Below are 23,107 nucleotides of genomic sequence, written 5' to 3'. Positions count from 1 at the left end.
CGGACGCCGACACGGGGAGGACCGCGGTCGTCGGTCCTCCCCGTGCCATTCTCGGACCCGGGCGCACGACCCGACGGGGCGTCCGCCCGGGGGAACGAAGGGAACGAGCAGATGGCAGGGCGCGGCACCGGCCCCGATTTCGTGGAGGCCCTCGCGCGGGGGCTCGACGTCCTCGCCTGCTTCGACGCCGAGCACCGGAGCATGTCGCTGACCGAGGTCGCCGCGGCCGCGGGCCTGGCCCGGCCCACCGCCCGGCGCCTGCTGCTCACGCTCGAGGAGCTGGGTTTCGTCCGCTCCTCCGACGGCGCCTTCTCGCTGACCCCCAAGGTGCTCACGCTCGGCATGGCCTACGTGGGGTCGCTGGGGCTGTGGGACATCGCCCGGCCGCATCTGGAGGCACTGGTCGCCGAGACCGGCGAGTCCTCCTCCATGGCCCAGCTGGACGGCTCGGACATCGTCTACGTGGCCCGCGTCTCGGTACCCAAGATCATCACGCTGCGGGTGGAGATCGGCACGCGGTTCCCGGCGGTCCAGACGTCCCAGGGCAAGGTGCTCCTGGCGGCCCTCTCCCCCGCCGAGCTGGAGGCGACCCTCGCCGTCCCCAGCCGGTCCGGGCTCCCGCCCTGCACCGGCCGGGGGCCGGAGGACCTGCGGCAGGAGCTCACCGAGGTCCGCGCCCGGGGATGGGCGCTGGCCGACGAGGAGCTCGCCCCAGGGGTGCGGTCTGTGGCCGTCCCGGTCCGGGACGGCGCGGGCCTGGTGCGGGCGGCGATGAACGTGACGGTGCACGCGGCCGAGACCTCCACCGAGCGGCTGCTCCAGGAGCACCTCCCCCGCCTGCTGCGGACGGCGGGCGAGGTCAGTGCCGAGTGGGCCCTCTGGCAGACCCGGCCCCACGTGGAGATCCCCCGCCGCGCCGACGGGGAATCGGCCACCGCCTGACGCCGGCGCCGTCCCGCCCGGGACCGTCCCGCCGGTCAGTGCAACGGCACCGGCGGGGCGTCGTCGTCGACCAGGTGCCGCTGGTACCAGGCGACGTCGCGCCACCGGCCCTGCTTCCAGCCCACCCGGCGGTAGGTGCCGACCGGCGAGAAGCCCAGCGCACGGTGCAGTCCCTCGCTCGCCTCGTTCGGGAGCGTGACGCCGGCGAGCACGGTGCGGATGCCGCGCTCGCGGAGCCGGTCGAACAGCGCCCCGTACAGCGCCCGGCCACCGCCCGTGCGGCGGCGGGCGCCGTCGAGGTAGACGCTCACGGTGGCCGACCAGCGGTACGCGGCCCGGCTCATGAAGGGCCCGCCGTAGGCGTACCCGGTCACCGTCCCCGCGTCCTCGAGCACCAGCCAGGCGTGCCCGCGCTGCGCCTCGGCGATCCGCCGGGCCATCTCCTCGGCTGACGGCGGCTCGATCTCGAAGGAGATCGCGGTGTCGCTGACGTACGGGGCGTAGATCTGCGCGCAGCGGACGGCGTCGCCCGGCACGGCGTCGCGGACGGTGCCCGGACCGGTCGTCGTCACGCCGCCATGATCTCCTTCCGCCGGGGCTGTCCCGGCCGCGGGGTGGGGCCAGGTGCGGCTTGCCAGCCGATGCACAGCCGGCCCCCAGCCTGCCCGGTGGTCGGCGGCGCACGGTGTGCAGGCATGGACGACGACCCGCACCGCTGGCTCTTCGACCCGCCGACCGCCCACGACGTGGTGCTCGCCCGGCGGCCGTTCCCCCGGACCGCCGTCGCCTGCGTCGTCTCCGACGTCGTCTGGCACGACGTGGTCGGTCTCCTGCGCTGGGCGACCGCGGCCACCGGCGGGCTGACCGCGCTGGAGGCGGGGAGGTGGTGGCGGCTGGCCGCGTCCTGCGCCGACCTGCTGCGGCGACTCCCGCGGTTGAGCGACGAGCTCGGCCAGCCGTGGGACGTCCCGCCGCGCACCGACCCGGACGAGGACGTCGCCGACATCTCCGGCGCGGCCCGGGTGCATCGGATCAGCACGCGGCTGGCGGCGCTCCTGCGGTCCGGGGACCCGGTGCCGCTGCGCGACCTCGCCGTCGAGATCGACGCGCTGGGCGCCGCCGCGATCAGCGCCTTCGCCGAGCAGGCGGCGTGGGCGGTGCCCGGAGGACCGCCGTGACGCCGCCCCGCCGGGTGCTCGACGCGGGTGTGGCCACGGCGCTGGTGGGGGTCGCGCTGCTCACCCTCGTCCCGACCGGACACGGCTGGGCCTGGGGCGCGCCCGTGGCCGAGCTGCAGTGGTACGCGACCGGGTGGGGGTCGGGCGCCGCCATGCTCCAGCTGTTGGGCAACCTCGCCCTGCTGGGGCCGCTCGCGGCGCTCGCCGTCCTCCGCCGGCCGGCGCTGTCGGCACCCCACCGGCTCGCCGTCGCGGCCGTCGCCGCGGGCGCGACCATCGAGCTGTTGCAGTGGCTGCTCCCGCTGGGCCGCGTCGTCTCACCCCTGGACGCGCTGCTCAACGCGGCCGGGGCGGTGCTGGCCGGCCTCCTGGCGGCGCGACTGCGCACCGCCCCGCGCACCCTGCCCGGCGGCGGGATCCGGTCGGCCCGGCCCTAGGTCCGCGACACCGATTCGGTGCGCGCGGCCACGAGCTCCCCTCGGTAGAAGCCCTCGACCCGCACCGACCCGGCACCCGCCGAAGCCAGGACGACGACGGTGAGGTCCTCGTCGCCGACGTCGGACGTGCCCACCGGCCGCCCGTCGAGGCGGATGTCGATGCGGTCGAGGCCCCGGAGCACGAGTTCCACGGTCAACGACCCGTCCACCGCGGGGGTCGCGGAGACGCGGAGGCAGCGCACCGGACGACCGGCCAGGAGGGCGCCGGCGGCGTCCAGCAGGTCGACGTTGCGCTCGAGCACGTCCCGCCGGGTCAGGTCGTGGCGCACGTCCGGGCGGACGCCGAGGTCCTCGACCGGGGTGCCGGCGAGGGCGCCCACCCGGAGCGTGCGCCGCATCGACACGCGCATGTCGGCCTGCTTCGGCAGGGCGGTGTAGGGCGTGTCCGGGTCCGGCGGGGTGTTGCGCAGGGCTCGCAGCAGGTGGTGCGGCCAGACGTTGGCGCCCCCGGCGCCGGTGTTGTCGTCGACGCCGAGGACCGGGCCGATGGCGTGGTCCTGGAAGCCGGCGGCGACGATGTCGGTGGCCGAGTAGCAGCGGGCGTCGGTGACCATGACGACGGGCCCGAAGTACTGCTGGCCGAGCGCGTTGGCCTTGTCCTCGGGCGTCAGCGGGAAGGCCGACGAGTAGACCGAGCCGGTCTCGACGGCCTGGTCCATCGACGGGAACCAGCGTCCGAGGGGCACCCGCGTCGTGGGGTTGTCGGTGTGCCGCCGGCAGATCTCCAGGTTGAGCGGGGTGCAGATGAACTGCACCGGCTCGGGGGTGATCCGGTGGGGTGTCAGGGTCTGCAGGATGCACTCGGCGGCCACGATGTTGCCGCCGCCGTTGCCGCGGACGTCGAGGATGAGGCCCTCCTGGGGCAGCAGCCCGAGCAGCCGGACGAACTCGTCGACGAAGGCGCCCGGCTCGGGCACGCGGAAGGTGAAGACCCGCAGGTGGCCGAAGGTGCCGGCCGCGGTGCGCACGCTGCGGGCGCGGAACACCAGGGGCATCGTGGTGGTCACCTCGCCCCCGGCGGCGACGGGGCGGGTGTCCAGGTCGGGCGCGCCGGCGGTGTACTGCCGCTCGACCGCCGTCGGCGCGAACAGCAGCGCCCGGGCGCGGGCGTTCTCGTCGGCCAGCAGGTCCAGGCCCATCGACGCGCTCGCGTCGGTGACGACGTCCTCGTCGTCGGCCATGGCGGGGGCGTTGGCCGCCACCATCCACTGCTCGCGCAGCTCGTGGTGCACCCCGTGGGCGTCGACGTAGCTGACGGTCACCCACTCCTCGTCCGGGGGCAGGTGCAGCCGCAGCGGGCGGACGGTCAGCGAGTCGACGCCACGGACCAGGCGGGCCGCCGTGTTGCTGCCCGCGTACCGGTCGGCGTTCACCGCCACCGCCCGCTCGATCGGCACGCCGTTCCAGTGGGTGATCTCGACGCCGACCCCGAACGGAGCCGCGTCGTGGCCCGGCGCGACCCGGCTGACCAGGTACACCGTGCGTCCGGCGTCGGTGCACCGCTCCACCTGGAACGGCAGGTAGGCGATCTGCCCGTTGAAGGGCGCGGGCAGCAGGTAGTTGGTGTGCAGGTCGCGCACGGAGTGGAAGACGCCGGACAGCTCCAGGTGGAAGGTGCGCTCGGGGTCCATCGTCGCGTCGGTCTGCCGGAGAAGCCGGGCGCGCAGGAGGCGCAGCCGCTGCACCGGGTTGACCGCGTGCATGGCCGACTTCAGCGGCAGGTGGACGTAGTTGCCCTCCAGCAGGAGCAGCGCCTGGTCGACCAGGACCAGCCGCTCCGCGTGCGTGAGCGTGCCCGCCGTGGCCAGGAAGTCGGCCAGCGGCACGGAGCCGGGCACCGGGGTCGCCGCGGGCCCGTAGGCGACGGTGAGGTCCGCGGGCAGGAGGTCGGCCGCGCTGCCGTCCGGAGCCCGCGGAGGGGACGACGTCTCGACGTAGGTGGCCAGAGCCATCGCATCCGCCTCGCCGGTCGGGCTGCCTGGGCAGCCGGGGCGCGGGACCGGGCGGCCCCGTGCGGGGATAGCACCCCGGCCGTCACCGCGGCGTCACGGGCCCCCGGGCGCCGCCGGACCGGCTGGGGATCTACCTTCTCCCCCGTGGTCAGCGTCCTCTCCATCCAGTCCCACGTCGCCTACGGGCACGTCGGGAACTCCTCGGCGGTGTTCCCGCTGCAGCGGCTCGGCATCGAGGTGTGGCCGGTCCACACGGTGCAGTTCTCCAACCACACCGGGTACGGGGCGTGGACCGGCCGGGTGTTCGACGGGCAGGCCATCGACGAGGTCGTCCAGGGCATCGTCGACCGCGGCGTCCTCGGCACGTGCGACGCCGTCCTCTCCGGCTACATGGGGTCGGCCGACATCGGGCACGCCATCGTGCAGACGGTGGCGAAGGTGCGCGCCGCCAACCCCGCCGCCGTGTACTGCTGCGACCCGGTCATCGGCGACGTCGGCCGGGGCATCTTCGTGCGCCCGGGCATCGAGGAGTTCATGCGCGAGGTCGCGGTGCCGGCCGCCGACATCGTCACGCCCAACCACTTCGAGCTCGACCTGCTGTCGGGCCGGACCACGCGTTCCCTGTCCGAGGTCGAGGACGCCGTCGCCGCCGTGCAGGGCCTCGGCCCGCGGGTGGTCCTCACGACGTCACTGGTCACCGACGACACCCCCGACGACGCCGTCGACCTGCTGGCCTCGGAGGGCGGGCGGCACTTCCGCGTGCGCACCCCGCGGCTGGACGTGTCGGTGAACGGCGCCGGCGACGCGATCGCGGCGCTGTTCCTGGCCCACTGGCTCGACACCCGCTCGGCCGCCGACGCCCTCGGGCGCGCCGCGGCCTCGGTGTTCGGACTGCTGAAGCGGACCGAGGAGGCCGGCTCCCGGGAGATCCTGCTGGTCGCCGCCCAGGAGGAGTTCGTCTCACCGACGCGCACCTTCGAGGTCACCGAGGTCTGAGACCCCCTCGCCCGTGCGCACGACAGCACCCGTCCGTGCCTGCGGACCGGTGCTTTCGTGCGCGAGCGCCCGCGGCGTCAGGTCTTGCTCTTGCCCTGGGCGCTGGAGTGCTCGTGCCGGTCGTCGCCGTGCCGGTGGTGCTCGATCTGCTTCGAGGCGCCGGTCGTCGCCCCGGCCGCGCTGGGCGCGATGCCCTGCTTCTTCGCCTCGCGGGCGGCAGCGCGCTGGGCGTCCTGGTCGTTGTTCTTCGCCATGCCCGGGCCCCTACCCGTGGGCGTGCTGCGACACGCGCCCGGCGCCGGACATGCCTGTGGGCCCCGGCCGCAGCCGGGGCCCACAGGGGATCCGGTCAGACGGGCAGCGCCTCCCGCTCGGGCACACGGGCGTCGGGCATCCCCAGCCGGGCGAGCGGCACGTGCGCGGTCTCGCGGGCGGTCAGCGCGCAGAGACCGGCCACCGTGGCGGCGGCGGCGGTGAGCACCGCGACCGGGACCCAGCCGTTCGGCCCGTCGCCGACGATCGCCGCCGCGATGGTCGGCGAGAAGCCGCCGAGCGCGAAGCCGATCTGCGTGCCGATCGCCATGCCGGAGTACCGCACCCGGGTGTCGAACATCTCGCCGTACAGGGTCGGCCACACACCGTTCGCGGCCGAGTAGACGACCCCGGACAGCAGCACCCCGAAGAGGAAGATCAGCGGGAAGTTCGCCTGTCCCACGGCCCACAGGAAAGGGAAGACGAGGACGGCGGAGCCGAGTGCGCCCAGGGCGAAGACCGGCCGGCGGCCGATCCGGTCGGACAGCCTCGCCCACATCGGGATCGCGCCCAGCGCCACGACGTTGGCCGCGACGATGACCCACAGGAACGTCGACCGCTCCAGCCCCAGGTCGTTGGTGGCCCAGGCCAGTGACCAGGTGGCGACGACGGTGCTCACGACCGACACCAGCGCGCACAGGATCACGCGGAGCACGCTCGACCAGTGGTCCCGGAAGAGGACGGCCACCGGCAGCTTCGCCACGGCGTGCTCCTGCTCGACCTTCTCGAACTCCGGCGTCTCGGGCAGGGTCCGCCGCACCCAGTAGCCGACGGCGACCACGACCGCGGAGAGGAAGAACGGGATCCGCCAGCCCCAGCTGAACAGCTGCTCGTCGGGCAGGGCGGCGACCGGGATGAACACCAGGGTCGCCAGGATCAGGCCGGCCTGGGTGCCGCTCAGCGTGAAGCTGGTGAAGAAGCCACGCCGCCCCTCGGGAGCGTGCTCCATGGTCAGCGAGTTCGCGCCGCTCTGCTCGCCGGCGGCCGACAGGCCCTGCAGGACGCGGAGCACCACCAGCAGGATCGGCGCGGCCACGCCGATGGCGGCGTAGGACGGCAGGGCGCCGATCAGGAAGGTCGAGACGCCCATCAGCAGGAGGGTCAGGACGAGCATCTTCTTGCGACCGAGCTTGTCGCCGAAGTGACCGATGACGACCGCCCCGAGCGGCCGGGCGACGTAGGCGACGCCGAACGTGGCCAGCGACAGGAGGGTCGCGGTGGCGGGATCGCTGTCGGCGAAGAAGACCGTCGGGAACACCAGCCCCGCGGCCGAGCCGTAGATGAAGAAGTCGTAGTACTCGAGCATGCTGCCGACGAAGCTGGCGATCGCCGCCTTCCTCGGCACGCGGTCTGTCGCGGGGCCACCGGCTGCGGTGGTGGTGCTCATGGGCGTTCTCCTGGGAGGACCAGCGGCATCGATCGGGTCGTGCCGGGTGGGCGGCCGGGCCGGGCCCGGTGCGGTCAGCGTGCGGCGGTGCTGTGCGGCGCGCGGCGCCCGGGGTCACCGGCCGCCCGCTCCCCCGCCCTGGTCGGGCGCGGTGCGCGTCCCCAGTCGCGTATGTACCAACTGGTTACGTACCAGATGGTGAGGTGACCGCAGTCACCTTGTCAAGCGACCGGGGGGAGACGGAGCAGTTCCGGTCGGCGACGTCCGAGGGGCGCCGCTGCCGGGTTCAGCGCGCGGTGAGGTAGGCGACGACGAGGTCGCCGAGCATCCGCCGCTGGTGCTCCCGGCGGGCGGGGTCGAGCATGTCGCGCCCGAAGATGGCGCCGAACGTGTGCCGGTTCGCCGTCCGGAAGATGCAGAACGCGCTGATGACCTGGTGCACGTCGAGCGCGTCGACGTCGTCCCGGAAGAGCCCGGCGTCCCAGCCGCGGCGGAGGATCGCACTGAGCACGTCGACGGCCGGATTGGCCAGCCCCGACAGGACGGTCGAGCGCGCGATGTGCTGCGCGCGGTGGATGTTCTCGATGCTGACCAGCCGGATGAAGTCCGGATGCGACTCGTGGTGGTCGAAGGTCAGACCGGCGAGCTCGCGGATGGCCTCGACCGGGTCGAGGTGCTCGACGTCGAGCTGCTGCTCGAGGCCCCGGATCCGGCGGTAGGCCTCTTCCAGGACGGCGACGTAGAGCTGCTCCTTGCCGCCGAAGTAGTAGTAGATCATCCGCTTGGTGGTGCTGGTCTTGTCGGCGATCTCGTTGATCCGGGCGCCGGCGTAGCCCCGGTCGGCGAACTCCCGCGTCGCGACGGCGAGGATGTCGGCGCGGGTCCGCTCGGCGTCCCTGATCCGCTCGGTGCCCACGGCAGCCACCTCCGGAGCGCCCTCGCCCGCGGACGACACCGGCTCGGACGGCTGCGCGGTCACGACACTCCCCCAGGTCGACGGATCCTCCGAGCCTAGGGCGCACGGCCGCTCCGTCCGGACCCGCCCGCCAGGAGGTGTGACCCGGATCGCCCGGAGGGCTGGCGCGCGCCCCGCGGATGTGGTCCCCTCAGAACTAACTCACCAACTGGTACATCCCGGAGGCCCCTCGTGAGCCGCAGCTCCTCCAGTTACCTCGTCGGTCTCGTCGGCAGCGGCATCGGCCCCTCGCTGACGCCCCCGCTGCACGAGCGGGAGGCCGACGAGCTCGGGCTCCGCTACCTGTACCGGCGCCTGGACCTCGACGTCCTCGACCGTCCGGCGACGGCGATCGGCGAGATCCTCGGCGCCGCCCGCCTGGCCGGGTACGACGGGCTGAACGTCACCCACCCCTGCAAGCAGCTCGTCCTCGAGCACCTCGACGAGCTGTCCCCCGACGCCGCCGCGCTCGGCGCGGTCAACACCGTCGTCCTCCGCGACGGGCGGGCGGTGGGCCACAACACCGACTGGTCGGGCTTCGCCCGCTCCTTCGACCGTGGCCTGCCCGACGCCCCGCTGACCTCCGTGGTCCTCCTCGGGGCCGGCGGCGCGGGCGCGGCGGTGGCGCACGCCCTGCTCACCCTGGGCACCGGCCAGCTGACGATCCTCGACGTCGACCAGTGGCGGGCGCGCGGCCTGGCCGCCGCCCTCTCCGACCGGTTCGGCCCCGGCCGGGCCATCGGCGGCCCCGCCGCCGACGTCGCCGCGGCCCTGGCCACGGCCGACGGGCTGGTGCACGCGACGCCCACCGGCATGGCGGCCCACCCCGGCCTCCCCGTGCCGGCCGACTCGCTGCGCCCGGAGCTGTGGGTCGCCGACATCGTCTACCGCCCGCTGGAGACCGCCCTCGTCCGTGCCGCCCGGGCGGTCGGCTGCCGGGTGCTCGACGGGGGCGGCATGGCGGTGTTCCAGGCCGTCGACGCCTTCCGCCTGTTCACCGGCATCGAGCCCGACGCCGAGCGCATGCTGGCCCACTTCGGCGGCCTCGTGGGCGCGGGACCGGACGCCCGTGTCCGCTGAGGGAGCACGGGGCCGGCGGGCGATCGCCACGGTGTGCCTGTCGGGCACGCTCGAGGACAAGCTCGCCGCGGCCGCCGCGGCCGGGTTCGACGGCATCGAGGTCTTCGAGCCCGACCTCATCGCCGCGCCGTGGGCGCCGAAGGAACTGGCCGCGCGCTGCGCCGACCTGGGCCTCTCGATCGACCTCTACCAGCCGTTCCGCGACCTGGACTCCACCGACCCGGGGCGCTTCGCCCGCAACCTGCGGCGGGCCGAGCGCAAGTTCGACGTGATGGCCGAGCTGGGCACCGACACGGTCCTGGTGTGCTCGTCGGTGGCGGCCGACGCCGTCGCCGATGCCGACCGGCTCGCCGAGCAGCTCGCCACGGCCGCCGGCCTCGCCGCCGACCGTGGGGTGCGGATCGCCTACGAGGCCCTGGCGTGGGGCCGGCACGTCTCCACGTGGGACCGCTCCTGGGACGTGGTCCGCCGCGCCGACTCCCCCGCGCTGGGCCTGTGCCTCGACAGCTTCCACGTGCTCTCCCGCGGCGGGGACCCGGCGGGCTTCGCCGAGGTCCCCGGCGACAAGCTGTTCTTCCTCCAGCTCGCCGACGCCCCGCGGATCGACATGGACGTGCTCCAGTGGAGCCGCCACCACCGGCTCTTCCCGGGCCAGGGCGCCTTCGACCTGCCCGGCTTCCTCGACCACGTGCTCGCGGCCGGCTACACCGGTCCCCTGTCGCTGGAGGTCTTCAACGACGTGTTCCGCCAGGCCGACCCGGCACGGACCGCCGTCGACGCCATGCGCTCGCTCCTCTGGCTGGAGGAGGCGCTCGCGGTGCGGCGTCCCCGACCCGGAACCGGTGCGCCGCCACCGGCGCCGTCCCTGACCGGCTACGCGTTCACCGAGCTCGCCGTCGACGGGCTGTCGGGACCCCAGGTCGGCGGCGCGCTGGCGGCGCTGGGCTTCACCCACACCGGCCAGCACCGGTCCAAGCCGGTGCAGCTGTGGGAGCAGGGGCGGGCGCGGGTCCTGCTCAACGCCTCCGTGGTCCGGCCGACAGGGGCCGGTGTGGCCGAGGTGGCGGCCCTGGCGCTGGAGAGCGAGGACCCCGGCCGGTCGGCGGCGCGCGCGGAGGCGTTCCTCGCCCCGGTCCTCCCCCGCACCCGCGGCGTCGCCGAGGCCGACCTGTCGGCCGTCGCCGCACCCGACGGCACGCAGATCTTCTTCACCCGGACCGGCCCCGACGGCTGGCCCGCCGACTTCCTGCCGACCGGCGCGGTCCCGGGCGCGGGCGCGGGCCTGACCCGTGTCGACCACGTGTCGCTCACCCAGCCGTTCGACTCCTTCGACGAGGCGGGGCTGTTCTACCGGGCGGTCCTCGGGCTCGGGCCCGAGAGCGTCACCGAGGTCGCCGCCCCGTTCGGCATCGTGCGCAGCCGGGCGGTGACCGGTCCCGGGCGGGCGGTCCGGCTCGCGATCCACGTCTCCCTGCTGCGCCGCGGGGAATGGGCACCCGGCGTCCCGGCTCCCCAGTCGATCGCCTTCGCCACCGACGACGTCGTCGCCGCCGCCCGGGCGCTCCGCGCGGCCGGCACCCCACTGCTGGCGGTGCCGGCCAACTACCACGACGACCTCGATGCCCGGCTCGAGCTGGACCCCGGGTTGCTGGCCGACATGCGGGAGTGCGGGCTCTTCTACGACGAGGACGAGCACGGCCGCTACCTGCACCTGGCGACCGAGGTGCTGGGCTCCCGCGTCTTCTTCGAGGTGGTGCAGCGCCTGGAGGGCTACGACGGGTACGGCACGGCCAACGCCGCGGTGCGGATGGCCGCACACCGCCGCCTCCGCACGCGGACCACGGCGTAGGCGATCGCGCCAGGAGGCACCCGTCCCGAGCCCGCCAGGTGTGCTCTCGGGCGCACTCGCGCGGTCGGCCCCCCGCGCCCGATTACTGTCGAGGGATGCCCCCCTTCGCGCTCGGTCGGTTCCGTGCTGCCCTGGCGGCGTGCCGATGAGCGCCCTGGACGAGCGGACGGCGCCCGTTGGGCGGAACGACGTCGTCGCGCAGGCCGCTCGCCGGCGCACGTTCGCGGTCATCAGCCACCCGGACGCCGGGAAGTCCACGCTGACCGAGGCCCTCGCCCTGCACGCCCGCGTGATCGGCCAGGCGGGCGCGGTGCACGGCAAGGCCGGCCGCCGGGGCACGGTGTCGGACTGGATGGACCTGGAGAGGGCCCGCGGCATCTCCATAACCTCGGCCGCCCTGCAGTTCGAGTACGGGCCCGGTGAGGACAAGGCGGTCATCAACCTGCTCGACACCCCCGGGCACGCGGACTTCTCCGAGGACACCTACCGGGTGCTCACCGCCGTCGACGCCGCCGTGATGCTCATCGACGCCGCCAAGGGTCTCGAGGCGCAGACGATGAAGCTGTTCGCCGTCTGCCGGCACCGCGGCATCCCCGTCCTCACCGTGGTCAACAAGTGGGACCGGCCCGGCAAGGACGCGCTCGAGCTCATGGACGAGATCAGCGAGCGGACCGGTCTCACCCCCACCCCGCTCACCTGGCCGGTCGGCATCGCCGGCGACTTCCGCGGCGTGCTCGACCGCTCCGACGGCTCCTACCGCCGGTTCACCCGCACCGCCGGCGGCGCCACGATCGCCCCCGAGGAGACCCTGTCGGCCGAGGCCGCCCTGGCCCGGGAGGGCGACGCCTGGCGGCAGGCCGTCGAGGAGGTCGACCTGCTCGCCGCCACCGGCGCCGACCACGAGCAGTCGCTGTTCCTCGACGGCGTGACCACACCCGTCCTCTTCGCCTCCGCGGTCTCCAACTTCGGCGTCGGCGCGCTCCTCGACACCCTCGTCGGCCTCGCCCCTGCCCCCACCGGGCTCGCGGACGCCGACGGGACCACGCGCGAGCTGACCGACCCCTTCAGCGCCTTCGTGTTCAAGGTGCAGGCCGGCATGGACACCGCCCACCGCGACCGGCTCGCCTTCATCCGGATCTGCTCGGGCGTCTTCGAGCGCGGCATGGTGGTCACCCACGCCCGCACCGGCCGCCCGTTCGCGACGAAGTACGCCCAGCACGTCTTCGGCCGGGAGCGGGAGAGCATCGACGTCGCCTATCCCGGCGACGTCGTCGGCCTGGTGAACGCCGCCGCCCTCGGCGTCGGCGACACCCTCTACGCCGGACGTCCGGTGACATACCCGCCGCTCACGACGTTCGCGCCGGAGCACTTCGCCGTCTGCCGCGGCAGGGACACCGCCAAGCACAAGCAGTTCCGCCGCGGCATCGAGCAGCTGGACTCCGAGGGCGTCGTCCAGGTGCTGCGCTCCGACCGGCGCGGCGAGCAGGCACCGGTCCTGGCCGTCGTCGGGCCGATGCAGTTCGAGGTGGCCACGCACCGCATGGAGCACCAGTTCGGTGCACCTGTGGAGCTGGAGCCGCTGCCCTACGGCCTGGCGCTGCGCACCGACGAGGCGTCCGCGCCCCTCGTGTCGACCGCCCGCGGCGCCGAGGTGCTGCAGCGCACCAACGGTGAGCTGGTCGCGGTGTTCGGCGACAAGTGGAGCCTGCGGGTGTTCAAGGAGAAGCACCCGGACCTGCTCCTGGAGTCCCTGGTCGCCGCCCAGCTCTGAGGGGTTACCGCGGGCTGGGCACCTGCTCCCGTCGCTTCGTCGCCGTCAGGAGCAGGTACTCCCAGTCCAGGACGGTCGAGCCGTGGCCGCGGTCGAAACGCCGGGCCAGGTCGAGGAGGGCGGCGTCGAGGTCGGCCGCCCGCTCCGGTTCCTCGGCCAGCGAGCGGTACACCGCGATCGTCGGGCCGTACACGTCCTTGAAGTAGTCGCGGAAGTCCTCGGGCCGGTCGAAGTGGTCGACGGTCAGCGTCCGGCGCTCCGTGGTCACGTCGGTGACCCGGTCCCCGAGAAGCCCGAGCACGTGGTCCTCCCGTCCCCACAGCGGCGGAGGCGAGGCACCGGGTGGCGGCGGGGGCGCGTAGGGCTTCATCGTCGCGAAGAGCTGACCGATGAAGCCCTCCGGCGTCCAGCTGATGATGCCGATGCGGCCTCCCGGCTTGCAGACCCGGACCAGCTCGTCGGCGGCCGCCTGGTGGTGGGGCGCGAACATGACGCCGATGGCGGACAGCACCACGTCGAACTCGCCGTCGGCGAAGGGCAGCGCCTCGGCGTCGGCCTCGCGCCACTCCAGCTCCACGCCCTCGGCGGCCGCCAGCGCCCTGCCCGCGTCGAAGAGCTCCGGCGTCAGGTCGCTGGCCACCACGCTCGCGCCCGTCCGGGCGGCGGTGATCGCGACGTTGCCGGAGCCGGCGGCGATGTCGAGGACGCGGTGGCCACCGGTCACGCCGCACGCCCGCACCAGGACGTCGCCGAGCTCGGGCAGCAGGTCGGCGGCCAGCTTCGGGTAGTCGCCGGAGGCCCACATGGACCGGTGCCTGGCCTTGAGGGCGCGGTCGGCGTCGGCGGGGGTACCGGTGGTCGAGGTCACGGGTCGGCCGTCCTTGGTCCGGAGTCTCCCGGCGCCCCCGCATCACCGGGTCCTGCACAGCGGTGGTCAGGGTGGCCCCCGCGGACGGCGGACGGACAGGGCCGAAGGACTCTCACCCGGTCCCCGCCGCCCGGACGATCGCGACGACCTCGTCGACGGTGGCCGGCTGCAGCGGGAGGCGCGGGAGGACGGCGACGAGCTCGTCGGGCTCCAGGCCGTGACCGAGCAGCTCCTCGACCAGCCGCTCCGCGGCCTCCGGCCCGACGGGGAGCGGCGCCCCGGTCGCGGTCACCGCCGCCCGGGCCAGGAAGAGGGAGCCCGCCAGGTCGTCCGAGGTCGGGGCCGCAGATCCCTGCGCGGCGCCCCGGGCGACGGACTCGGCCGCGCGCACCAGCGAGAGCGGCAGCCCCTCGGCCTCCACCTCGATCAACGGCACGTCGCGGAGCGCCGCCAGGACCAGGTGCTCGGCGTCGATCCGCAGGGGTGCCTCCCAGCCACCGGCCCGGACGACGTCGTCGAGGTCGGCCGCGTCCTCACCCACGTCGTCGGCGAGCTCGGCCCAGGCGTCGGGCTGGGTGCGCCGGGCTCGCTCCGCCGCGGCCAGGCAGGTGGCGTGGACGAACGGGTGGAGCACGTCGGTGTCGAACCGGTCGGCCGCGACGGTGCCGTGCGCGTCCACCGAGTTGAGGGCGTCCTGGAAGCTGCCGGGCTGCGCGTCGCCGAGATCGAGCCGGCCGTCCTCGTCGCCGCTGAGCGGGAGGCCGTGCGCGGCGCGCTCCCCCACCGTCAGCCCGGTGGCCACGATGCGGCCGCCCGAGCGCAGGTGGTGCGGCTGGTCGGACATCCCGACCGACCACGCGCAGGCCTCGGCGATCAGTTCCGCGGCACGCTCCCGGAGCACCTCACGGGTGAGCAGACCCATCCAGTCGACGTCGAACACGCCCACCACTGTCCCTCGTCGGCGGACGCGCCCGACCGCACCCCGCTCCGGGGCTCGCTCGTGGGCCGTCGGCGGAGCCGGTGGGTCCACGGCCGACGGACTGCTGCCGGCGGTGGTCTGCCCGGGCACGGCGGACCCCTGCGCAGCTCTGCCGCTACCCACGACGGTGGGCAGCGGCAGAGCTCGCGGGCAGGTCTTCCGCAGGTGTCCCTGTCGCGCCGCTACCAGGGATGCGGACGGGGGCCGCGGGGTGCCGGGAGGCCCCCGTCACTCGGAGGCGGCCGCCCCGGTGTCGCCCTCGCCCTGCTCGCTGCTGGGCGGGCCGATCCAGACCGTCTTGGCGTTCATGAACTCGCGCATCCCCAGCTCGGTCAGCTCACGGCCGTAGCCGCTCTGCTTCACTCCACCGAAGGGCAGCTCCGGGTAGCTGGTGACCATCCCGTTGATGAAGGCCATGCCGGAGGCCACGTCGCGGATGAACCGGGCGCGCTCCTCCTCGTCCTCGCTCCACAGGTTGGCACCGAGGCCGTACGGGTGGCTGTTCGCGATCTCGATCGCCTCGTCGAGGCTGTCGACGGTGAACAGCGCGGCGACGGGGCCGAACACCTCCTCGGAGTACAGCGCCATCTCGGGGGTGATCCCGGTCAGGAGGGTCGGCGGGTAGTACCAGCCGGGGCCATCGGGTCGCCGGCCGCCGACGACCACGGTCGCCCCCTTGTCCACGGCGTCCTGCACGTACCTCTCGACGTCGTCCCGCCCGGACTCGGTCGCCAGCGGACCGACCTTGGTGCCGGGGTCCATCGGGTCACCGACCGTCAGGGCGCCCAGCTTCTCGGCGAACAGCCGGGTGAACTCCTCGGCGACGTCGGTGTGCACGAAGAAGCGCTTGGCGGCGATGCAGCTCTGCCCGTTGTTCTGGCACCGGGCCGTGACGGCCACCTCGGCCGCCCTGTCCAGGTCGGCCGAGGGCATGACGATGAACGGGTCGCTGCCACCCAGCTCGAGCACCGTCTTCTTCAGCGCGTCGCCGGCGATCGAGGCCACCGACTGGCCCGCCGGCGCGCTGCCGGTCAGGGTCGCCGCGGCCACCCGGTCGTCGCCCAGCACCCGCTCGATGGTGCCCGAGCCGATCAGCAGGGTCTGGAACACGTCGTCTGGGAAGCCCGCCTTGCGGAAGACCTCCTCCAGGTACAGCGCGGTCTGCGGCACGTTGCTCGCGTGCTTGAGCAGGCCCACGTTCCCCGCCATCAGCGCCGGGGCGGCGAACCGCATGGCCTGCCAGAGCGGGAAGTTCCACGGCATGATCGCCAGGATCACGCCGATCGGCTGGTGGACGACGTACGCGTCGGTGGCCCCCACGGCCTCCGCGTCCCTGCGCTCCGGTTCCAGGTACGCGGGGCCGTGGTCGGCGTACCAGCGCAGACCCTTGGCGCACTTGGCCACCTCGGCCTTCGCCGCGGCCAGCGTCTTCCCCATCTCGGTGGTCATGAGTTCGGCCACGCTGTCGGCGTCGGCGTCCAGGACGTCGGCGGCCGCCCGCAGCCAGCCCACCCGCTGCTCCGGTGTCGTCAGCCGGTAGGAACGGAACGCCTCGGCGGCGCGGGCGATCTTGTCCTCGAGCGCCTCGTCGGACAACGGCTCGTAGGTCTTCAGCGTCTCGCCGGTGGCCGGGTTGATCGTGGCGATGGCCATGCTGAGCTCCCCTGCTCGTACTGCGTCGTATGCCCTGCTCCCCTGCCCGCCGGGCCGGGCGGGCAATCGTCCCGATCGAGGTCCGCAGGCGGCCGGCTCCGGCGTCGCGACGGCCCCCCGTGGCGGCCGGGGTCGATCGAGCCGCGCCGGAACGGACACCTCGGACCGGGGCGTGGCCGAGGGGGGACGAGGGACGGTGGTGTGGCACGTCGCTCGGCGTCGTTCCCGCTCGCCCGCCGGATCTGCTCTACCGTGGGGACGGCAGCCCCGGGTGCCGGGCGGCACCAGACATCTGCGGGGGATCAGTGAACGCGTGGTCGACGGGCGACGGAGCGCACGCGCCCGCCGCCGACCACCTGCACAGCACCGGCTCCTACGTGCACGACGCGCTGCTGTACGACCACCACGACGACCTGGTCGCGGTGGCGGTGCCGTTCCTGCTGGAGGGCCTGGCGGCCGGTGATGCCGCCGTCGTCGCGACCAGCGCCGGGACCGCCTCGATCCTCCGCGACGCCGTGGACGGGGACCCGCGGGTGCACGTCCTCGAACGCGGCGACGTCTACCGGGCGCGCACGCCCACGGCCATCACCACCTTCCGGCAGCTCGCCGACGAGCGCTCCGCCCACGGTGTGCGCCAGGTGCGCGTCGTCGGCGAGGTCGACTTCGGGCAGACCGAGCGCGACTGGCTGGAGTGGCAGCGCTACGAGTCCGTGATCAACCGGGCTCTGGCGGACTGGCCGCTCTGGGGCCTGTGCGTCTTCGACACCCTGCGCCTGCCCGAGCCGATCCTCGAGTCCGCCCGCCGGACCCACAGCTCCGTCGTGACGCCGGCAGGCCGGTTCCCCAACGGCGACTTCGTCGACCCGGCCGACTACCTGCGGACGCTCCCGATCCCCGTCGATCCGCTGGAGAGCACCCCGCCCCGTCTGTCGGCGCTGTCGGTGGCCGACTTCATCGGCCTGCGGCACGCCGTCGCCGCCGAGCTGGCGACCGTCGACGCCCCGCGCGACGCCATCGAGGACTACCTGCTCGCGGTCGACGAGATGACCTCGAACGCCGTGCGCCACGGCAAGCCGCCGGTGAGCCTGCGGCTGTGGGTCGGCGACGACCGCCTCGTGTGCCGGATCGACGACCACGGTCCCGGCTTCGACGACCCGTTCGCCGGGTACGGTCCCGCGCACGGGGAGGACTTGTCCCGCGGCGGCATGGGCCTGTGGCTGGCCAGGCAGCTGTGCGACCACGTCGACATCTTCGGCGACGACGACGGCGCCCACGTCCGCCTCACGCTCCGCGTGGGCTGACCGCCCGGCGCAGCCGGCCTCAGCCGAACAGGTCGCCCAGGAAGGACTCCTTCTTGCGCCGGTGGTAGCTGCCCGAGGAGTGCCCCGACGCGTGCCCGGAGTGCTTGGACCCCTGCACCTGCCGCAGCACCTCGCCCACCACGGCGCCGAGGCCGGCGCCCGACCCCGCGGACTGGTGCGACGGCTGCTGGTAGCCGGGCTGCTGGTGGCCCGGCTGCTGACGACCCGGGGCCTCCGTCGCGGCCGTGCCACCGCCGTGCCAGGCGTTCTCCGCGTCGATCAGCCGGTCGAGCTCGCCGCGGTCGAGGAAGATGCCGCGGCACTCGGTGCACTGGTCCACGTGCACGCCGTTGCGCTCGTAGGTCCGCATGGTCCCGGAACACTTCGGACAGGTCAGCTCCATGCCCGCGCAACGGGGGCCGGGGCCGCGGAGTTCCCACGCCATGGGTGCGGCCGCCATTCCGTCCAGTGGTGCCCGCACGTCGGGGATCCGCCCGTCGGCGGCAATACTGGGGCACCGCAGTTCTGAGCGATGGGAGCACGCTGGTGGATCGGACGCACTGGGTAGAGACGCGGGGCGCCGGCGCCGCCGTGCGGAGGGGCTGACCATGGACAAGGTCGTCGCCTCGGCGCGGGAGGCCGTCGCCGACGTCTCCGACGGCGCCACGCTGGCGGTCGGGGGGTTCGGCCTCTGCGGTGTGCCGATCGCTCTGATCGACGCGCTGCTGGAGCAGGGCGCGCGGGATCTCACCACCATCTCCAACAACTGCGGCGTCGACGACCAGGCGCTGGGAGTGCTGCTCTACGCGGGCCGGATCAGCCGCACGATCAGCTCCTTCGTCGGCGGCAACAAGGAGCTCGCCCGCCTCTACCTGTCCGGGGAGCTGTCGGTGGAGCTGACGCCGCAGGGCACGCTGGCCGAGCGGCTGCGCGCCGGCGGCACCGGCATCCCGGCCTTCTACACGCCCACCGGCGTGGGGACGATGGTGGCCGAGGGCGGCATCCCGGTGCGCTACGACGCCGAGGGCAATGTCGTGGAGACCAGCGCGCCGAAGGAGGTGCGGGTCTTCGACGGCCACCAGTACGTGCTCGAGACCGCGCTGACCGCCGACTTCGGCCTGGTCCGCGCCGCCGTGGGCGACCGGCACGGCAACCTGGTGTTCCACGAGTCGGCGCGCAACTTCAACCCGCTGGCCGGCATGGCCGGCCGGATCACGATCGCGGAGGTGGAGGAGCTCGTCGAGCCCGGCGAGATCACGCCCGAGGACGTGCACCTGCCCGGGGTGTTCGTCGACCGCGTCGTCGTCGTGGGCCCCGAGGGCAAGAAGATCGAGAAGCGCACCACCCGGCCCCGCGGCGAGGCCGGCTTCGACGCCCCGGCGGCCGCCGGCGACGAGGGCCCGACCGACCCCACCTTCGGAGGACGCGCCTGATGGCACTCGACCGTGAGCAGCTCGCCGCCCGGGTGGCCCTCGAGCTGGAGGACGGGCAGTACGTCAACCTCGGCATCGGGATGCCCACCCTGGTGCCCAACTACGTCCCCGACGACGTGCACGTGGTGCTGCACAGCGAGAACGGCATCCTGGGTGTGGGGCCCTACCCCTTCGAGGGCGAGGAGGACCCCGACCTCATCAACGCGGGGAAGGAGACCGTCACCATCCTGCCCGGCGCCAGCTTCTTCGACTCGGCGCTGTCGTTCGGGATGATCCGCGGCCAGCACCTCGACGTGGCCGTGCTCGGCGCCATGCAGGTCAACCCGCGGGGCGACCTGGCCAACTGGCTCATCCCCGGGAAGATGGTCAACGGCATGGGCGGCGCCATGGACCTGGTCCACGGCGCCCGCAAGGTGATCATCATGATGGAGCACGTCGCCCGGGACGGTTCGGCGAAGATCGTCGAGGAGTGCACCCTGCCGCTGACCGGCAAGGCCTGCGTCGACCGCATCATCACCGATCTCGCCGTCATCGACGTCACCGACGAGGGGCTGGTGCTGCGCGAGGTCGCGCCGGGCGTGACCGCCGACGAGGTGGTGGCCGCCACCGGCGCCCCGCTGACCGTCGCCGACGACGTCCGCACGATGCCCCTGCCTGCCACCGTCTGAGCTGCCGCGCGGAACGCGCGGAAGAAGTGCGCCGTGGCCCGCCCGGACGCCGCCGACGGGGCCCGGCGCACCCCGTCGGGACGACGGACCCCGGGTCGCCGACGGCGCCGCGCTGCGAAAAGGTGGGCGGGGACACCGGTCGTGAGCAGGAGGGGCACGTGCGCATCAGCGAGAGCGCGGAGTGGCAGGCGCTGGCCGACCACCACCGCGACGTCCGGGACCGCCACCTGCGGGACCTTTTCGCCGAGGACCCGCACCGCGGCGAGCAGCTCACCTGCCGGGCCGGCGACCTCGTCCTCGACTACTCGAAGAACCGGCTGACCCGGCAGACGATCCGGCTGCTGGCGGCCGTGGCCGAGCGCGCCGGGTTGCGGGAGCGCACCGAGGCCATGTTCCGGGGCGAGCACATCAACGGCACGGAGGACCGGGCGGTCCTGCACGTCGCCCTGCGCGACCCGGCGCCGAGCGGGCTGCGGGTCGACGGCCAGGACGTGCGGCGCGACGTCCACGAGGTGCTCGAGCGGATGGCGGACTTCGCCGACCGCGTGCGCGGCGGCGCGTGGACCGGTTCCACCGGCGAGCGGATCCGCGCGGTGGTCAACATCGGGATCGGCGGCTCGGACCTTGGCCCGGCCATGGCCTACCTGGCCCTGCGCGACTACTCCGACCGCTCGCTGGTCTTCCGGTTCGTCTCGAACATCGACCCGACCGACCTGGCCGAGGCGGTCCGCGACCTCGACCCCGCCACGACCCTGTTCATCGTGGCGTCGAAGACGTTCACGACCCAGGAGACCCTGACCAACGCGCGAGAGGCGCGACGCTGGCTGGTCGAGGGACTCGGCGGCGACGAGAAGGCCGTCGCGAAGCACTTCGTCGCCGTCTCGACCAATGCCGAGAAGGTCGCCGACTTCGGCATCGACACCGCCAACATGTTCGGTTTCTGGGACTGGGTCGGCGGCCGGTACTCGTTCACCTCGGCGATCGGGCTCTCGCTGATGGTGGCGATCGGGCGGGACCACTACCGGGACATGCTCGACGGGTTCCACACCGTCGACGAGCACTTCCGCACCGCGCCGTACGAGGAGAACGTGCCGGCCCTGCTGGGGCTGATCTCGCTCTGGTACGTCGACTTCTTCGGGGCGCAGAGCCAGGCGGTGCTCCCCTACTCGCAGTACCTCGCGCGGTTCCCCGCCTACCTGCAGCAGCTGTGCATGGAGTCGAACGGCAAGTCCGTCACCCTGGACGGGTCACCGGTCGACGTCCCGACGGGTGAGATCGTGTGGGGGGAGCCGGGCACCAACGGCCAGCACGCCTTCTACCAGCTGCTCCACCAGGGCACGGTGCTCGTGCCCGCCGACTTCATCGCCTTCGCGCAGCCCCATCACGACCTCGACGGCATGCACGACCTGTTCCTGTCCAACTTCCTGGCCCAGCCGCGCGCGCTGGCCTTCGGCCGCACGGCCGAGGAGGTGGCCGCCGAGGGGACGGCGGAGGCGGTCGTGCCGCACCGGGTGATGCCGGGCAACCGCCCGTCGAACGCCATCGTGGCCCCGAAGCTCACGCCCAGCACGCTGGGCCAGCTGGTCGCGGCCTACGAGCACCGGGTCTTCACCCAGGGCGTGGTGTGGGGCATCAACTCGTTCGACCAGTGGGGGGTCGAGCTGGGCAAGGTGATGGCCAACCAGCTCGCCCCGAAGCTGCAGAGCGAGCGGGCCCCCGAGTACGACTCGGACTCCTCGACCAACGCGCTGGTCCGCTACCTGCGGGAGGGCCGCGGCCGCCCGGCGTGAATCGCATCGAGTGCACGAGCCGACCGCCGGTGCACGAACCGACGGGGTGGGTGCTCAACCCTCGCCGCGGAGCTCCTCCAGGATCGGGGCGGCCACCTTGAAGGCGTGGTTGGCGGCCGGGACGCCGGCGTAGACCGCGCTGTGCTGGATGACCTCGGCGATCTCCTCGTCGGTGAGGCCGTTGTTCTTCGCGGCCCGCACGTGCAGGGCGAACTCGTCCCAGTGCCGGAGCGCGATGGTGATGGCCAGGGTCAGCAGGCTGCGGTCGCGCCGGGCCAGGCCGGGACGCTGCCACAGGTCGCCCCAGGCGGTGCGGGTGATGAAGTCCTGGAAGCCGGCGGTGAACGGCGTCGTGCCCGCCACGGCCCGGTCGACCCAGGCGTCGCCGAGGACCTCGCGACGGGTCCGCATGCCGGCCTCGCGCCGCGCGTCGTCCGTCGTCGGCTCGCTCACCGGGCGGCCCCGGCCGCGTCGAAGTGGCCGAGCAGTGCGCCGGTCACCTGCAGCGGCTGCTCCAGGTTCGGCAGGTGGGCGCCCGGGCTCACGGTCAGCAGTTCGGCCCCGGGGATGCCCTCGGCGATCAGCCGCTGGTGGTCCGGTGGCAGGGCCGGGTCCTCGGCTCCCGACACCACGAGGGTCGGGGCGGTGATGTGGCCGAGGTCGCCGCGCAGGTCGAGATCGGCCACCACCTCGGCGCAGGCGGCGTAGCCCTCGTCGTCGGCCGCGGCGATCATCGCCTCCAGCCGGGCCACCAGACCGGGGTGGGCGGCGGCGTAGGCGGGTGTGAGCCAACGGCTGACCACGGTGGAGGCCAGGGACGCGGTGCCCGCGGACCGGGCGGCCGCCGCCCGCTCCCGGAAGCCCTGCGGGTCGGCCTTCGCCGAGGTGCACAGCAGGGCGAGGCGGTGCACGCGTGCCGGCTCCCGCGCGGCCAGGCGCATCCCGGTCATCCCGCCCAGCGAGAGCCCGGCGAAGTGCGCCCGTTCGGCACCGACCTCGTCCATCAGCGCGACGACGTCGTCGACCAGGTCGTCCAGGGTGTACGGCCCGGCCGGCGCCGGCGACTCGCCGTGCCCTCGGGTGTCGTAGGTGACCACGCGGAAGCGCTCCGCGAGGGCGGGCACCTGCGGATCCCACATGCCCCGCGTGGCTCCCAGCGAGTTGGACAGGACGACGACCGGCGCGTCGGCCGCGCCGTCGACGGTGTAGGACACGGCGATCGCACTCATGGGGTCCCCTCGATCAGTCGGCGGTGGTCGGCGAGCGCCGCGTCGACCTGCGCCGCGGCCTCTCCGGTGTCGGGCACGGCGGCGAGCAGGGCGTCCACGTCGACGTCGCCGCGGGCGCGGATCACCTCGCGCAGCGACCGGCCGCCGCGGGCCGCCTCGCGCACGGCCTCGGCCGCGGCGTCGTGGGCGGCACCCCGGCCGACCGCCGGGGTGAGGGCGTCGGCCAGCCCGGCGGCCAGCTCGGGGTCGCGCGCGGCGGCCACCGTG

Annotated in this window: 22 protein-coding genes and 1 pseudogene; 11 read left to right on the top strand and 12 right to left on the bottom strand. The window is 74.1% G+C overall.

The annotated features are described in order from the left end of the window. Positions 1-111: 111 nt before the first annotated feature. Positions 112-942: an IclR family transcriptional regulator domain-containing protein gene (locus ACFSHS_RS05135; RefSeq protein WP_376872624.1), complete on the top strand. Its 831-nt coding sequence runs from the start codon at positions 112-114 to the stop codon at positions 940-942. A 35-nt stretch (positions 943-977) separates the two neighbouring features. On the opposite strand, the gene ACFSHS_RS05130 is transcribed toward ACFSHS_RS05135, so the two are convergent. Then, positions 978-1,514 (bottom strand): GNAT family N-acetyltransferase, encoded by a 537-nt coding sequence (locus ACFSHS_RS05130; RefSeq protein ID WP_376872622.1) that lies wholly within the window; start codon positions 1,512-1,514, stop codon positions 978-980. A gap of 123 nt (positions 1,515-1,637) precedes the next feature. On the opposite strand from ACFSHS_RS05130, the gene ACFSHS_RS05125 reads away from it, so the two are divergent. Both ACFSHS_RS05125 and ACFSHS_RS05120 read left to right on the top strand, forming a co-directional pair. After that, positions 1,638-2,120 (top strand): hypothetical protein, encoded by a 483-nt coding sequence (locus ACFSHS_RS05125; protein WP_376872619.1) that lies wholly within the window; start codon positions 1,638-1,640, stop codon positions 2,118-2,120. After that, on the top strand, positions 2,117-2,557 hold the full coding sequence (locus tag ACFSHS_RS05120) for a VanZ family protein (protein ID WP_376872617.1): 441 nt from the start codon (positions 2,117-2,119) through the stop codon (positions 2,555-2,557). Before ACFSHS_RS05125 ends, ACFSHS_RS05120 begins: the two co-directional genes overlap by 4 nt. On the opposite strand, the gene ACFSHS_RS05115 is transcribed toward ACFSHS_RS05120, so the two are convergent. Then, positions 2,554-4,569 (bottom strand): S41 family peptidase, encoded by a 2,016-nt coding sequence (locus tag ACFSHS_RS05115; RefSeq protein ID WP_376872615.1) that lies wholly within the window; start codon positions 4,567-4,569, stop codon positions 2,554-2,556. The genes ACFSHS_RS05120 and ACFSHS_RS05115 overlap by 4 nt on opposite strands. 144 nt (positions 4,570-4,713) lie before the next feature. Between ACFSHS_RS05115 and pdxY the strand changes: the two genes are divergently transcribed. Beyond that, entirely contained in the window at positions 4,714-5,565 is an 852-nt protein-coding gene (gene pdxY, locus ACFSHS_RS05110; protein WP_376872612.1) for a pyridoxal kinase PdxY, read from the top strand. 77 nt (positions 5,566-5,642) lie between these two features. Here the strand turns inward: pdxY and ACFSHS_RS05105 are convergent, their stop codons facing one another. The 3 genes from ACFSHS_RS05105 to ACFSHS_RS05095 form a co-directional block, all read right to left on the bottom strand. After that, complete coding sequence (locus tag ACFSHS_RS05105; protein ID WP_376872610.1) at positions 5,643-5,819, bottom strand: hypothetical protein; 177 nt, start codon at positions 5,817-5,819, stop codon at positions 5,643-5,645. Positions 5,820-5,914: 95 nt separating this feature from the next. Then, the gene (locus ACFSHS_RS05100) at positions 5,915-7,264 is read right to left on the bottom strand and encodes an MFS transporter (RefSeq protein WP_376872607.1); all 1,350 of its coding nucleotides are present in this window, start codon (positions 7,262-7,264) and stop codon (positions 5,915-5,917) included. 286 nt (positions 7,265-7,550) lie between these two features. After that, entirely contained in the window at positions 7,551-8,243 is a 693-nt protein-coding gene (locus tag ACFSHS_RS05095; protein WP_376872604.1) for a TetR/AcrR family transcriptional regulator, read from the bottom strand. Between the two features lie 168 nt (positions 8,244-8,411). On the opposite strand from ACFSHS_RS05095, the gene ACFSHS_RS05090 reads away from it, so the two are divergent. The 3 genes from ACFSHS_RS05090 to ACFSHS_RS05080 all read left to right on the top strand — a co-directional run bounded on the left by ACFSHS_RS05090 (position 8,412) and on the right by ACFSHS_RS05080 (position 12,919). Further along, positions 8,412-9,299, top strand: coding sequence for a shikimate dehydrogenase (locus ACFSHS_RS05090; RefSeq protein WP_376872601.1), 888 nt, complete (start codon positions 8,412-8,414; stop codon positions 9,297-9,299). Further along, a complete protein-coding gene (locus ACFSHS_RS05085; protein WP_376872598.1) occupies positions 9,289-11,148 on the top strand; it encodes a sugar phosphate isomerase/epimerase and 4-hydroxyphenylpyruvate domain-containing protein in 1,860 nt (619 codons plus the stop codon). Before ACFSHS_RS05090 ends, ACFSHS_RS05085 begins: the two co-directional genes overlap by 11 nt. A gap of 145 nt (positions 11,149-11,293) precedes the next feature. Further along, positions 11,294-12,919, top strand: coding sequence for a peptide chain release factor 3 (locus ACFSHS_RS05080; protein ID WP_376873177.1), 1,626 nt, complete (start codon positions 11,294-11,296; stop codon positions 12,917-12,919). 4 nt (positions 12,920-12,923) lie between these two features. Here ACFSHS_RS05080 and ACFSHS_RS05075 read toward each other — a convergent pair whose 3' ends face one another. The 3 genes from ACFSHS_RS05075 to ACFSHS_RS05065 all read right to left on the bottom strand — a co-directional run bounded on the left by ACFSHS_RS05075 (position 12,924) and on the right by ACFSHS_RS05065 (position 16,419). Then, positions 12,924-13,787, bottom strand: a complete 864-nt coding sequence (locus ACFSHS_RS05075; RefSeq protein WP_376872595.1) for a class I SAM-dependent methyltransferase — start codon at positions 13,785-13,787, stop codon at positions 12,924-12,926. A gap of 112 nt (positions 13,788-13,899) precedes the next feature. After that, the gene (locus tag ACFSHS_RS05070; protein WP_376872593.1) at positions 13,900-14,727 is read right to left on the bottom strand and encodes a hypothetical protein; all 828 of its coding nucleotides are present in this window, start codon (positions 14,725-14,727) and stop codon (positions 13,900-13,902) included. 267 nt (positions 14,728-14,994) lie between these two features. After that, positions 14,995-16,419: an NADP-dependent succinic semialdehyde dehydrogenase gene (locus tag ACFSHS_RS05065; protein WP_376872591.1), complete on the bottom strand. Its 1,425-nt coding sequence runs from the start codon at positions 16,417-16,419 to the stop codon at positions 14,995-14,997. Between the two features lie 305 nt (positions 16,420-16,724). On the opposite strand from ACFSHS_RS05065, the gene ACFSHS_RS05060 reads away from it, so the two are divergent. Beyond that, positions 16,725-17,720: an anti-sigma factor RsbA family regulatory protein gene (locus ACFSHS_RS05060; RefSeq protein WP_376872588.1), complete on the top strand. Its 996-nt coding sequence runs from the start codon at positions 16,725-16,727 to the stop codon at positions 17,718-17,720. Between the two features lie 19 nt (positions 17,721-17,739). Here ACFSHS_RS05060 and ACFSHS_RS05055 read toward each other — a convergent pair whose 3' ends face one another. Beyond that, positions 17,740-18,123: a TFIIB-type zinc ribbon-containing protein gene (locus tag ACFSHS_RS05055; RefSeq protein WP_376872585.1), complete on the bottom strand. Its 384-nt coding sequence runs from the start codon at positions 18,121-18,123 to the stop codon at positions 17,740-17,742. Positions 18,124-18,328: 205 nt separating this feature from the next. On the opposite strand from ACFSHS_RS05055, the gene ACFSHS_RS05050 reads away from it, so the two are divergent. The 3 genes from ACFSHS_RS05050 to pgi all read left to right on the top strand — a co-directional run bounded on the left by ACFSHS_RS05050 (position 18,329) and on the right by pgi (position 21,611). Beyond that, complete coding sequence (locus ACFSHS_RS05050) at positions 18,329-19,153, top strand: CoA transferase subunit A (RefSeq protein ID WP_376872582.1); 825 nt, start codon at positions 18,329-18,331, stop codon at positions 19,151-19,153. Further along, positions 19,153-19,821 carry a CoA transferase subunit B gene (locus ACFSHS_RS05045; protein WP_376872580.1) on the top strand — a complete coding sequence of 223 codons (669 nt, stop codon included), beginning with the start codon at positions 19,153-19,155 and terminating at the stop codon, positions 19,819-19,821. Before ACFSHS_RS05050 ends, ACFSHS_RS05045 begins: the two co-directional genes overlap by 1 nt. Positions 19,822-19,979: 158 nt before the next feature. Next, positions 19,980-21,611, top strand: a complete 1,632-nt coding sequence (pgi, locus tag ACFSHS_RS05040; protein ID WP_376872577.1) for a glucose-6-phosphate isomerase — start codon at positions 19,980-19,982, stop codon at positions 21,609-21,611. A gap of 54 nt (positions 21,612-21,665) precedes the next feature. Here pgi and pcaC read toward each other — a convergent pair whose 3' ends face one another. The 3 genes and pseudogenes from pcaC to ACFSHS_RS05025 form a co-directional block, all read right to left on the bottom strand. Next, positions 21,666-22,064 (bottom strand): 4-carboxymuconolactone decarboxylase, encoded by a 399-nt coding sequence (gene pcaC / locus ACFSHS_RS05035; RefSeq protein WP_376872574.1) that lies wholly within the window; start codon positions 22,062-22,064, stop codon positions 21,666-21,668. Next, positions 22,061-22,840, bottom strand: a complete 780-nt coding sequence (gene pcaD, locus ACFSHS_RS05030; protein WP_376872572.1) for a 3-oxoadipate enol-lactonase — start codon at positions 22,838-22,840, stop codon at positions 22,061-22,063. Before pcaD ends, pcaC begins: the two co-directional genes overlap by 4 nt. Beyond that, positions 22,837-23,107, bottom strand: a pseudogene (locus ACFSHS_RS05025) (3-carboxy-cis,cis-muconate cycloisomerase); the annotation flags it as partial. The pseudogene ACFSHS_RS05025 and the gene pcaD, both read right to left, overlap by 4 nt.

It is taken from the genome of Blastococcus deserti (assembly GCF_042682525.1).
GTDB lineage: Bacteria > Actinomycetota > Actinomycetes > Mycobacteriales > Geodermatophilaceae > Blastococcus_B > Blastococcus_B deserti.
The sequence above is the reverse complement of the archived record's forward strand: the minus strand, read 5'-3'. Positions and strand labels throughout refer to the sequence as shown.

Bases quoted from the DNA above. Each gene is read 5' to 3' on its own strand.
- pcaD (WP_376872572.1), bottom strand. From the start codon at position 22,840: ATGAGTGCGATCGCCGTGTCCTACACCGTCGACGGCGCGGCCGACGCG.
- ACFSHS_RS05080 (WP_376873177.1), top strand. From the start codon at position 11,294: ATGAGCGCCCTGGACGAGCGGACGGCGCCCGTTGGGCGGAACGACGTC.
- ACFSHS_RS05125 (WP_376872619.1), top strand. From the start codon at position 1,638: ATGGACGACGACCCGCACCGCTGGCTCTTCGACCCGCCGACCGCCCAC.
- ACFSHS_RS05055 (WP_376872585.1), bottom strand. From the start codon at position 18,123: ATGGAGCTGACCTGTCCGAAGTGTTCCGGGACCATGCGGACCTACGAG.
- ACFSHS_RS05050 (WP_376872582.1), top strand. From the start codon at position 18,329: ATGGACAAGGTCGTCGCCTCGGCGCGGGAGGCCGTCGCCGACGTCTCC.
- ACFSHS_RS05135 (WP_376872624.1), top strand. From the start codon at position 112: ATGGCAGGGCGCGGCACCGGCCCCGATTTCGTGGAGGCCCTCGCGCGG.
- ACFSHS_RS05065 (WP_376872591.1), bottom strand. From the start codon at position 16,419: ATGGCCATCGCCACGATCAACCCGGCCACCGGCGAGACGCTGAAGACC.
- ACFSHS_RS05105 (WP_376872610.1), bottom strand. From the start codon at position 5,819: ATGGCGAAGAACAACGACCAGGACGCCCAGCGCGCTGCCGCCCGCGAG.
- ACFSHS_RS05115 (WP_376872615.1), bottom strand. From the start codon at position 4,569: ATGGCTCTGGCCACCTACGTCGAGACGTCGTCCCCTCCGCGGGCTCCG.
- ACFSHS_RS05100 (WP_376872607.1), bottom strand. From the start codon at position 7,264: ATGAGCACCACCACCGCAGCCGGTGGCCCCGCGACAGACCGCGTGCCG.
- ACFSHS_RS05045 (WP_376872580.1), top strand. From the start codon at position 19,153: ATGGCACTCGACCGTGAGCAGCTCGCCGCCCGGGTGGCCCTCGAGCTG.